An 11,068-nucleotide genomic window follows, 5' to 3' on the forward strand; every position below is an offset into this window, starting at 1 on the left:
TTGTCAAAAGTGGATTCTAGTGGATTCTACCAGCTAAAGCCCCCACCGACTTTCACAAGCAAGTAGCTAGGCACAGAAATCCCAGAGCCAGCGATCTCTTGGCTTAGGTGGAGATTGCTCTGCACGGCTATATCTAAGAATCCAAGCAGATTGATCCCACCGGTTAAAATCATACCTTCATCGCTATTGTTGCGGAAGTCATACATCGCTCCAAGGCGCAAATCAAAATATTTAAGATCAATTAGCACCCCGCCGCCTGCCATTTGCGATTTAGGGCGCGCGAGTGAAATAGTGTCATTAGGCATTAGGTCAATATCCCCTGCTAGCACGATTTTGTCATTAAGCCAGCCATAGCTCACCCCTGCGCGTAGCTGGGTGTTGAGCTTTGTCATCGCACCGCTTTTCACATCGGTTTTAATTTTTGGCATATTGAGATTTTTTGCCACAAAGCCTAGAGTAAGATTTTTGGCAAATCGAGGGGCGTATGCTAGCCCCGCATCAATCCCAAAGGTGTGGGTCTGTGCGATTCCATCAAAAGTTGGCGTGATATTTTGGCTAATGCTATTAAAGTCCCCTTCTTTATGATACAAATACCCTGTCCCAAAGATATATTTCGCTGCTAAGCCCACAGCAATATCGCCAAGTGGTGTTTCAAACAAATGCCCATAGCCTAAAGGCACTTCTACGATCCCCACACTTCCAGCACTTAGCTGGTGTTTTGCCTGAGCACTTAGGACAGAAGATTTATCAAAGTCTCCTTTATTTGCCGTGCCCAAGATGATATTGCCATCGCCAAATTCAACTTTAAGCTCACTGCTTCCGTTTTGGATAATGATTTGATTATGCGTAGGGTCGATTCTAGCGGTAGCACTCATATACGCACTAGGCATAAGCCCAAAACTTATCGTCCCACGCGATTTTTTGGAGCCGATGTTGATCACTACGCCATTTTGTGTGCTTAGAGAAAAGTCATTTTTATTGATCATTTCATTAAGCGTGGTCATATCTTTGACAAAGCGATTAAGTGAAGGGTCATTGCTTGTCATAAGTGTGAAGCCGCCCATATTTTGCAAGAGAGAATCTAAACTCATATCCCCCTTTTGCGCAGAGTCCAAAAGCCCGCCGATATTCTCTGGCGTAAGCCCATCGACAAGCCCTTCTAGCAGCCCCAAAGAGCCGGATTGATCAGGGTGCTTTTGCGCAGTGTCTTTAATGGATTCTTGCAAGTCGTGCTTAATGTCCTCAAGGGCTTCTGGGTGCTTTTGTAGCTCTTGTAGAATCTGCTCGGTGGTTTGTCCGCTTCCGGGTGTGATGGTTATGCCGTTTTGGGTAGCGACACCTTCAAGGTAGTCTTTCATAGAATTTTCATCTTTCATACCCATACCCTCTAGCACTTCGCCAAAAATCCCTAGATTGCCCGGGTCAAACTTCTTCGCTCCTGCTGCACGGAATCCTGTCCCTGCTTGTATCGTTACTGCGCCGCTAAAGAGATCTGCTAGCTTGTTTGGCATATTTTGGAGATTTTCTACATCAATAGAAGCGGCACGCGAGAGATTGGTCTCTTTATAGCCTAGCCCAAAGCTATAGGCAAAGCCGGATTTTTTGTTCATCGCAAGGAGAGCTGGGTTGTAATACAAAGCCCATTGTGAGTTTTTGAGTGCGACACCAGCTCCACCAATCCCAGCAGAGATATTGCCCATTTGTCCAAACTCTAGCGCACTAAGAGTGCTAGAGCCTAGCAGAAGTGATGTGATAAGTGATAAGTTAGAGAGCTTCATTCTATCTCCTTAGATTCTAGGGGTGGATTTGTCAAATCGTTCATTTAGCGCAAAGTTTTAAGCAATAAATGAGCCACTATCGACATTGCGCTCTTTTAGGATCTCGGCGACCAAAAATGCAAGCTCGATTGCCTGCGTGGCATTGAGTCTAGGATCGCATTGTGTAGAGTAGCAAGTCGCTAGATTTGCTTCAGTGATAGCTTGTGAGCCACCTACGCATTCTGTAACATCTGCGCCGGTCATTTCTAGGTGGATTCCGCCTGCGATACTACCGCAAGCCTTATGGATAGCAAAAAAGCTTTTAACCTCGCTTAGGATTTTATCAAACGCGCGTGTTTTGTAGCCATTGCTAGCTTTGATTGTGTTGCCATGCATTGGGTCGCAGCTCCACAAAATCGCGCGCCCCTCTTTATGCACACTCTCCAAAAGCTTGGGGAAGTTTTTTTCTATCAAATTTGCTCCCATACGCACGATGAGGTTGAGTCTGCCTTGCTCATTGCGTGGGTTTAGAATATCACAGATCCCTAAGATCTCATCTTTTGTCGCATTGGGACCGATTTTTACGCCCACAGGGTTCTCCACACCACGCAAAAACTCCAAATGCGCTCCGTGAAGATCGCGCGTGCGCTCACCTATCCATAGCATATGCGCGCTGCAGTCATACCATTTGCCACTTAGACTATCTTGCCGCACAAGCTGTTCTTCGTAGTTTAGCAGCAGGGCTTCGTGGCTTGTGTAGAACTCTGTGGTTTTCAGTGTGGGGGTGTTGCTAGAGTTGATCCCGCAAGCATTCATAAAGCCTAGGGCTTGGGTTATGGACTCTGCTAGCTCTTCATATTTCTGCCCTAGCGGATTAGACTTGACAAAGTCGAGATTCCAGCGATGCACTTCATTAAGATCTGCTAGCCCACCGCTAGCAAAAGCGCGCAGGAGATTGAGTGTGGCAGAGCTTTGGTGATAGGCTTGTAGCATTCTTTGTGGGCTTGGCTCTCTGGCATTATCATCAAAGGTTAGGGCATTGATAATATCGCCGCGGTAGCTTGGCAGACTCTCGCCATTAACCTCTTCAAAATCCGCGCTTCTAGGCTTGGCAAACTGCCCTGCCATACGACCGACTTTGATGATAGGGCAGCTCCCTGCAAATGTCAAAATCGCGCCCATTTGGATAATGAGCTTAAACAAATCGCGTATCCCAGAGCCGCTAAACTGCGAGAAGCTCTCCGCGCAATCGCCCCCTTGCAGCAAAAATGCCTTGCCTTGCTGGGCTTGGGCGAAGCGGGCTTTGAGCATTCTTGCTTCTCCGGCAAAGACTAGCGGCGGGTAGGATGCTAGCTCTTTTTCAGTGGATTCTAGTGCGGCAGTGTCTTTATAGATAGGCACTTGCTTAATGGGAAAGCTACGCCAAGAGCGTCTGTCCCAAGCTTTTGTGTGAGACTGTGTTTGCTGCGCCATTTCATAACCTTAGATTCTAAAAGTGGATTCTAGTGCTAAAAGTGAGTGTGTATTGTAGCACACTAGAATCTATACTGCACAAGTAGTGAGATAAACATCAGCACAAAGACTACCACTACCATAAGCCGCACGAGTTTTGCACCTTTTTGTAATGCGAGCTTTGAGCCTAGATAGCCACCAAGCATATTACACGCGATAAGCGGGAGAGCGAGCAGGTAGATCACACTGCCTCCTAGGATAAAGGCGATTAAGCTGCCAAGCCCAGAGCCTAGGTTGATAAGCTTCGCGCAGCCACTTGCATAGAGCAGATCCATACGCAATATCGCGTAAAATCCCAGTATGAGAAAGCTCCCCGTCCCCGGACCAAAGTAGCCATCATAAAAGCCTATGCCAAGTGATAAAAGCGGCGTGATGAGAAAAATGTCTTTTGAGCAAAAGTGGATTCTACCTTGATGAAACCTTTTAGGCATAAGCGCGAGCAGTGCGGCTAGGGGGAGCAGAAGCAAAATGATGTTTTTAAGCGTGCTGTCGCTTGTGAGTAGCACGACTTTTGAGCCGATATACGCGCCAAGAGTGGAAAAGACAATGCCCACTAGCACGATACGCCATAAAACTTTCTTGTGCGTGATGAAATTCCAGCTTGCAATCGCGGTGCCAAAGACTACGATAAATTTATTTGTCCCAAGTGCTAGGTGAGGTGGGATCCCTGCTAGAAGCAAGCTAGGCGTGGAGATGAAGCCCCCACCCCCAGCGATAGAATCCACAAAGCCAGAGATGAAAAATGCCACGCAAAGTCCAAGCAGCACCCACTCCCACTGCGCTCCAAGATATAGGCTAAAATCTAGCATCAACACTCCTAGAATCCATTATGTTAGCTTGTAATTTGCGATAGAGATTGTCATAGACTTTGCTATAATCGCGATTTTGGATTCTAGCCTATTTTAGCTGAATGGGCGTTTATTATAAGGAGTGTGTGATGATGATTGATGAGTTGCTTTTAGAGAAGTTGCAGAAGCTTGCGATGATTGATTTAAGCCAAGAAGAAGCCGCAGAGGTGGCGAGCAATCTTAATGAGATTTTAGGCTTTATCGATAATCTCTCAAGTATCAATACTGATGATATAGCTTTAAGCACCAATGCCAAGACCCCCTTGCGCGATGATGTGCCTAAAGATTCTAATGTCGCTTTAAATGTGCTAGAAAATGCCCCTAAAGCTCAAGATGGGTTTTTCATCGTGCCAAAGATTATCTAGTAGCCTAGAATCCACTTTTGTAGAGAATACTATGCAAGATTACATAGAAATCATCGGCGCAAGAGAGCATAATCTCAAAAATATCCACCTAAAAATCCCCAAAAATAAGCTTGTAGTCTTTACCGGGCTTAGCGGCAGCGGCAAAAGCACTCTTGCCTTTGATACGCTCTATGCTGAAGGGCAGCGGCGGTATATCGAGTCGCTATCCAGCTATGCTAGGCAGTTTTTAGACCGCGTGGGCAAGCCTAGTGTGGATAAGATTAACGGGCTAACGCCAGCTATTGCAATTGATCAAAAAACCACGAGCAAAAACCCTCGCTCCACCGTTGGCACGATCACAGAGATTTATGACTATCTGCGCTTGCTCTATGCGCGAGTAGGCACGCAGCACTGCCATTTGTGCGATAAGCCTATATCCTCTATGACTTCTAGCGATATTATCGCCCAAGTCCTAGCTCTGCCAAGCGAGGCTAAAATGCTGATTTTAGCCCCAATCGTGCGAGAGAAGAAGGGCAGCTTTGCAGATAAGATTCAAGAATTGCGGCAAAAGGGCTTTGTGCGTGCGTATATCGATGGCGTGATGGTGCGACTTGATGAGGAGATCACCCTTGCTAAGACCAAAAAGCATAGTATAAAAATCATCATCGATAGAGCCCAAAACTCCCAAGAAAACGCCCCGCGCATAGCCCAAGCCGTGGAGAAAGCCCTGCAAGAGTCCTTTGGCGAGGTGGAGATAGAATACACCCTTGATGATAAGCATCACTTAATCCACTATTCCGAGCATTTTGCTTGTTTTGATTGTAAGGTGAGCTTTGAGCCGCTTGAGCCTTTGAGCTTTTCTTTCAACTCGCCTAAGGGGGCGTGTGAGAGCTGCTCGGGGCTAGGGAGTAAATATAGCATTGATTTGAAAAAGATTTTAAACACTTCTTTGCCGCTCAATGATGGCGGGATAAAGGTCATCTTTGGCTTTAATCGCAACTACTATGCCGAGCTATTTAAGGCATTTTGCAAGCAATATGGCATAGATAGCACAAAAAGCTTTGATGAGCTAGATAAAACCAAGCAAAACACCCTGCTCTATGGCGGTAGTGAAGAAGTGGAGGTTATTTGGCGTAATAGCACGCTAAAACGCCCGTGGAAAGGGATTTTGCAAATCGCGTATGATATGTTTAAAGATGAGCGAGATTTACACGACTATATGAGTGAAAAGCCCTGTGATGCGTGCGGGGCAAACCGCTTGAAGCGCGAGTCTCTTAGCGTGAAAATCGCAGATAAAGGCATAGGCGATGTGATCACTATGCCCATTGAAGAGAGCTATGCATTTTTTGCCAATGAAAAAAACTTCGCCTATTTAAGCAAGCAGCAGAGCTTCATCGCCGCGCCGATTTTGCGCGAGATTATAGAACGGCTGTTTTTCTTAGTCGATGTGGGGCTAGGCTATCTTACCTTGCGCCGCGATGCACGCACAATAAGCGGAGGGGAAAGCCAGCGCATACGCATAGCCAGCCAGATAGGAAGCGGACTTACAGGCGTGCTGTATGTGCTAGATGAGCCAAGCATAGGACTCCACGAGCGCGATACGCTAAAGCTGATTAAAACACTGCGCAACTTGCAAGAAAAGGGCAATTCTGTCATCGTTGTAGAGCACGATAGAGAGACGATTTTGCACGCGGATTTTATTGTCGATATTGGTCCGGGGGCTGGGGCTTTAGGCGGAGAGGTGATTTATAGCGGGGATTTAGCCGGTATGCTAGAGTCTAGCACGCTTACCGCCGAGTTTATCAACCGCAAGCGCGACATCTCCTACCAAACTAATCGCAAAAAAGAGCAGTGGCTCTCTATCAACAATGTCTCCATTAACAATATCAAAAACCTTAGCACCAAAATCCCACTGCAAAACTTCGTATGTGTTACAGGTGTGAGCGGTAGTGGGAAGAGCTCTTTGATCTTGCAAACCCTACTGCCCGTAGCCCAAGAGATGTTAAACAATGCGAGAAAAATCAAAAAATGCGATGGCGTGGAGATTGTAGGGCTAGAGCATTTGGATAAAGTGATTTATCTAGATCAAAGCCCCATAGGTCGCACCCCAAGGAGCAATCCAGCCACCTACACAGGCACGATGGACGAGATCCGTGCGATTTTTGCCCAGACAAAAGAGGCAAAAATCCTAGGCTTTGGGGTATCGCGCTTTAGCTTCAATGTGCGAGGAGGGCGGTGCGAAAAATGCCAAGGAGAAGGGGAAATCACCATAGAAATGCACTTCTTGCCAGATGTGCTAGTCAAGTGCGATCTCTGCCAAGGCAGCAAATACAACGCCCAAACCCTGCAAGTCAAATACAAAGGCAAGTCCATAGCCGATGTGCTAGCAATGAGTGTAGATAGCGCGTGTGAGTTTTTCGCCAAGATCCCTAGAATCCACCAAAAGCTAAAGACCTTGCAAGATGTGGGGCTAGGCTATATCACCCTAGGGCAGAATGCCACGACACTAAGCGGCGGCGAGGCGCAGCGGATCAAGCTTGCTAAAGAGCTAAGTCGCAAAGACACTGGACGCACACTCTATGTGCTAGATGAGCCAACTACCGGGCTGCATTTTGGCGATGTGGATCGGCTCACAAAAGTGCTGCATCATCTCGTAGAGCTGGGCAATAGCGTGATTGTAGTCGAGCATAATTTGGATTTGATAAAAAACGCGGATTATATCATCGATATGGGACCTGAAGGCGGCGATAGGGGCGGAGAAGTGATCCTAGCAGGCGATGTCCCAAGCATTGTCAAAGCTGCGCCAAAATCACGCAGCTACACGGCAAAATTTTTAGCCAAAGAGCTAAAAGAGAGCAAGAAGTAAAAGTGGATTCTAGGGGGTGCGATTCAGTCTTGGGTGAGCAATGCGATTGATTGCGCTATTTTTAGGACAACCGCAGACCTCTAGTCTTGCTCTGCCCTAAAAATAGCGTAAAACAACCACAGTCCCCACCACAAAGCGCAGCTTCTTTAGAAAACAAGCGAAGCGGTGCAAGGCGAAGCCGCAGCAGGTTTCTTTAGTAATCCTTAGAATCGTGTTTTTCCAAAAGGGACTTCGCTCCTAGAATCCACTTTTACACTAGCAGCGTTTTATCGTCATTGCGAGCCGCTGCGGTAGCGGCGGCGTGGCAATCCATTGGCATTCCACTAGAATCCACTTTTGATAATCCACCGCTAAGGCACAAACACAAAGATACAAAAAGTGGATTCTAGCTTTTAGCCTTGCTTCAGTCCCTAGAATCCGCTTTTGTGTTTTTTTTGTGTTATGGATCGCCACGCTTTGCTAGCGCAAAGCTCGCGATGACAGAAAAAAGCAGTGGATTGCTTTGGTCGCTTTGCTCCCTCGCAATGACAGGGGATATATGACAAGAAAAAGGGGCGTTTTCACAAAAGTCGGCGTTTTTCAAAAAGTGGATTCTAGGGATTAGGCAAGAATGGTAAAAGCTAGAATCCACTTTTGAAATGGATTGCCACGCGGTGCAAGCGGTGCTGCCAATGACAGAAAAGAGCTTTTTTAAAAAGCTTGTTTTATTTCACAAAGCTTGCTTTACTTCCGCGCGATTCTAAGGGTTGCGGTGGGGCTGTGGTAGCTTTGCGGCTTATGGTAAAGGTTAGCGACTTAGCGTTCGTGCCTTTGCCATAAGCCGCAACACTGCCGCATTGCTCACCCAAAGCTGAATCGCTTTAGAAAAAGTGGATTCTAGGGGCTAGGATCTACTTGAGATCTGCCCAGCTATCACCTAGTGAAATAGTGGATTCTAGCGGGATAGCTAAGGGATAGATAGTATCCATAATATGCGCGATTTCTTTGGCGGATTCTAAGGCGTTTTGTTTGGGTAGCTCGAAAATTAGCTCATCATGCACTTGCAAAAGCATAGCGATATTTGAGCCTTGTATATGGCTATGGATTTGTAGCATAGCCATTTTGATAAGATCCGCCGCACTGCCTTGGAAGATCGTATTGACTCCTTCGCGCAGATAATTTGCACGCATAAAATCTGTGGCATAGCTAAAGTCAAAATACCGCCTATGCCCTAGCAGCGTCTGCGCATAGCCATTGTGCAAGATCTCTTGCTCTTTGGATTGTAAAAAGGCTTTGACCGAGGGGAAAAAGTCAAAATAGCTTTGGATATAGGATTTTGCTTCGCTAAAGCTTATATCTAGCGTTTGGGATAATTTCCGCGCACCCATACCATAGATAAGCCCAAAATTTATGCTCTTAGCAATATGCCGCTTCTCTTGCGCTTGCTCTGGGGAAAACAAAATGCTAGCAGTTTGCAAATGTATATCTAGCCCCTTGCAAAACGCCTCTATCAGCGCAGAGTCCTGTGAAAAATGCGCGAGCAATCGCAGCTCAATTTGCGAGTAGTCAATTGAAAGCAGCGTGTAGTCATCACTCTTAGCACGGAATCCCGCGCGGATCAGCCTGCCTTGCTCGCTACGCACGGGGATATTTTGGAGATTGGGATTTTTAGAGCTTAGGCGTCCTGTGGCGGTGCCACTTTGCAAAAATGAAGTATAAATCCTGCCATTATCATTATGCTTTAAAAGCGGCTCTACATAGGTGTTTTTCAGCTTGCTTATCTCTCTATATTCTAGGATTTTAGGGATCACAGGGTGGGCATTTAGCAGGGCTTGCAAGGTCTTTTCATCAGTGCTATATCCGCCTTTAATCTGCCTTTGAGCCTTTAGCCCAAGCTTGTCAAAAAGCATAGATCCTAGCTGCTTGGGGGAGTTGAGATTAAAGACATCATTGCAAAGGGTGAAAATCTCTTGCTCTAGGGCTAGAAGCTCCTTGCTAAAGCGGGCTAAAAGTGCCTGAAAATACTCCGTGTCAATGCTAATCCCACAGCCCTCCATTTCCATAAGCACTTGGATAAAGGGAAATTCTAAGTCGTGAGCTAGGGCGTTTAGGTGGCTTAGATTTTTGGATTCTAGGGCGTGAGTGATGACATAAAAGAGCCTAAAGCTAGCAGCCGCATCTTCTGCGGCATACTCTGTGGCAGATTCTATGGAGACTTGGGAGAAGTCTTGCTTACCGCCTAGCGCATCGCTAAAGCTAATCATTGTGTGATTAAACCACTTGTGCATTTGCTCATCTAAGCCTACCTTGCTCGCACTATCATAGAGCCACGCCAAAATCATAGAGTCATAAATCTCGCGCTTTGGGCTTATGCCTAGCTTTTTGGCGATCTGCAAGTCGTATTTGAGATTATGCCCGATAAGTGGGTAAGAGAAAAGTAGCTCTAAAGCCGCCTTTGTATCTGCTAGAGAGAGCTGGCTTGGTGCGCCTAAGTAGGTGTGTGCCACAGGGACATAGTAGGCATTTTCTCCATCAAAGCAAAAGCTAAAGCCCACAAGCTCTGCCTTTCTTGTATCAAGCCCTGTGCTTTCGCAATCATAGGCGATTTTGGTGTCTTTGGGCAGGGGGGCTAGCAGGGCTTGGATCTCTTCTAGTCTCCACAATGTATGGGCGGTGTAGTGGAATTGTGCAGAAGTGGATTCTAGGGGCTGTGTGGGCTGGGCTTTGGGCTTTGAAGCGGCTTCGTGTTTGACATTCATCGGCTCGCCCGAGAGTCGCTGGATTATTTTGGTAAATTCATAGCGAGTTAGCTCATCGAGGATTAAAAGTAGCGGGTTTTTCTCCGGCATAGCAAGAGCTTGGAAATCCACATCTAAGGGCAGATCTTTGACAAGGCTTACAAGCTTTCTGCTAAGAAGTGCGCTAGGCTTTTGCTCTTTTATCGTGTGGGCTAGTCGCTTGCCAATGACTGCTTCTAGCTCATCTTCTCTAGCATACATCGCATCAAGTGAGCCAAAATGCTCTAGTAGCTTGCACGCACTCTTTGCGCCTATGCCCTTAATGCCCGGGACATTATCGCTTGTATCGCCAACTAGGCTTTGATAGTCGATAAACAAATGCGGTGGCACGCCAAATTTCTGCTGGCACTGCTCTTGTCTAATTTCTACTTGCCGCACCGGATCAATTAGTGATACTTCATCATCAATAAGCTGGTAGAGATCTTTATCGTGGCTGATGATATGCGTGCGTATGCCTTTTGCCTTTGCTATGTGGGCTAAAGAGGCGATCACATCATCGGCTTCATAGCCCTCTTTTGCAATTTTTATGAGCTGCATTTTCTCAATCCACTCAATGGCAATAGGCAGCTGCAAAAGCAGCTCTTGGGGCGTTTCTTGGCGATTTGCCTTGTAGTCTTTATAAATGTCCTTGCGGATATTTCGCCCCCCACTCTCTAGGGCAAAGACAATATAGTCGTGTGGATTACTTTTATAAAGCTTCATAATGAGATTGGCAAAGCCGGTAAGCAGCCCCGTGGGGAAGCCTTGGGAGTTTTGCAAGGGCGGGAGCGCGTAAAAACTACGGAAGAAAAATCCAAATGTATCAACAATAATGAGCTTTTGCATAATGAGCCTTTGTGCGATAGTCAAAGCAAAAGTATAACTAATTTGCGTATGGGTATCTAAGCTGCAATGATGAGCATTTACTAGAATCCACTTTTGATATAGCGCAAATCTAAACTAATCCTAATGCCAAACTAGCTAG

General features: G+C 46.4%; 8 protein-coding genes. 2 read left to right on the forward strand and 6 right to left on the reverse strand.

The genetic code is table 11. The features are described 5' to 3' along the window. Window positions 1-26: 26 nt before the first annotated feature. The 3 genes from traF to DX060_RS03455 all read right to left on the reverse strand — a co-directional run bounded on the left by traF (window position 27) and on the right by DX060_RS03455 (window position 4,078). Window positions 27-1,778 carry a conjugal transfer protein TraF gene (gene traF / locus DX060_RS03445; protein WP_115011169.1) on the reverse strand — a complete coding sequence of 584 codons (1,752 nt, stop codon included), beginning with the start codon at window positions 1,776-1,778 and terminating at the stop codon, window positions 27-29. Window positions 1,779-1,835: 57 nt separating this feature from the next. After that, window positions 1,836-3,230 (reverse strand): class II 3-deoxy-7-phosphoheptulonate synthase, encoded by a 1,395-nt coding sequence (locus DX060_RS03450; RefSeq protein WP_115011170.1) that lies wholly within the window; start codon window positions 3,228-3,230, stop codon window positions 1,836-1,838. Between the two features lie 62 nt (window positions 3,231-3,292). Continuing rightward, on the reverse strand, window positions 3,293-4,078 hold the full coding sequence (locus DX060_RS03455) for a sulfite exporter TauE/SafE family protein (RefSeq protein ID WP_115011171.1): 786 nt from the start codon (window positions 4,076-4,078) through the stop codon (window positions 3,293-3,295). A 128-nt stretch (window positions 4,079-4,206) separates the two neighbouring features. On the opposite strand from DX060_RS03455, the gene gatC reads away from it, so the two are divergent. Together gatC and uvrA are read left to right on the forward strand one after the other, a co-directional pair. Further along, window positions 4,207-4,482: an Asp-tRNA(Asn)/Glu-tRNA(Gln) amidotransferase subunit GatC gene (gene gatC, locus DX060_RS03460; RefSeq protein WP_115011172.1), complete on the forward strand. Its 276-nt coding sequence runs from the start codon at window positions 4,207-4,209 to the stop codon at window positions 4,480-4,482. A 31-nt stretch (window positions 4,483-4,513) separates the two neighbouring features. Then, entirely contained in the window at window positions 4,514-7,327 is a 2,814-nt protein-coding gene (gene uvrA / locus DX060_RS03465; RefSeq protein WP_115012286.1) for an excinuclease ABC subunit UvrA, read from the forward strand. A 439-nt stretch (window positions 7,328-7,766) separates the two neighbouring features. Here the strand turns inward: uvrA and DX060_RS03475 are convergent, their stop codons facing one another. The 3 genes from DX060_RS03475 to polA form a co-directional block, all read right to left on the reverse strand. Beyond that, the gene (locus tag DX060_RS03475; RefSeq protein WP_115011174.1) at window positions 7,767-7,958 is read right to left on the reverse strand and encodes a hypothetical protein; all 192 of its coding nucleotides are present in this window, start codon (window positions 7,956-7,958) and stop codon (window positions 7,767-7,769) included. Between the two features lie 73 nt (window positions 7,959-8,031). Beyond that, the gene (locus tag DX060_RS11195) at window positions 8,032-8,175 is read right to left on the reverse strand and encodes a hypothetical protein (RefSeq protein ID WP_181814165.1); all 144 of its coding nucleotides are present in this window, start codon (window positions 8,173-8,175) and stop codon (window positions 8,032-8,034) included. A gap of 42 nt (window positions 8,176-8,217) precedes the next feature. Then, window positions 8,218-10,929: a DNA polymerase I gene (polA, locus tag DX060_RS03480; protein WP_115011175.1), complete on the reverse strand. Its 2,712-nt coding sequence runs from the start codon at window positions 10,927-10,929 to the stop codon at window positions 8,218-8,220. Window positions 10,930-11,068: the final 139 nt, after the last annotated feature.

Source organism: Helicobacter canis (assembly GCF_900451095.1).
Taxonomy (GTDB): Bacteria; Campylobacterota; Campylobacteria; order Campylobacterales; family Helicobacteraceae; genus Helicobacter_B; species Helicobacter_B zhangjianzhongii.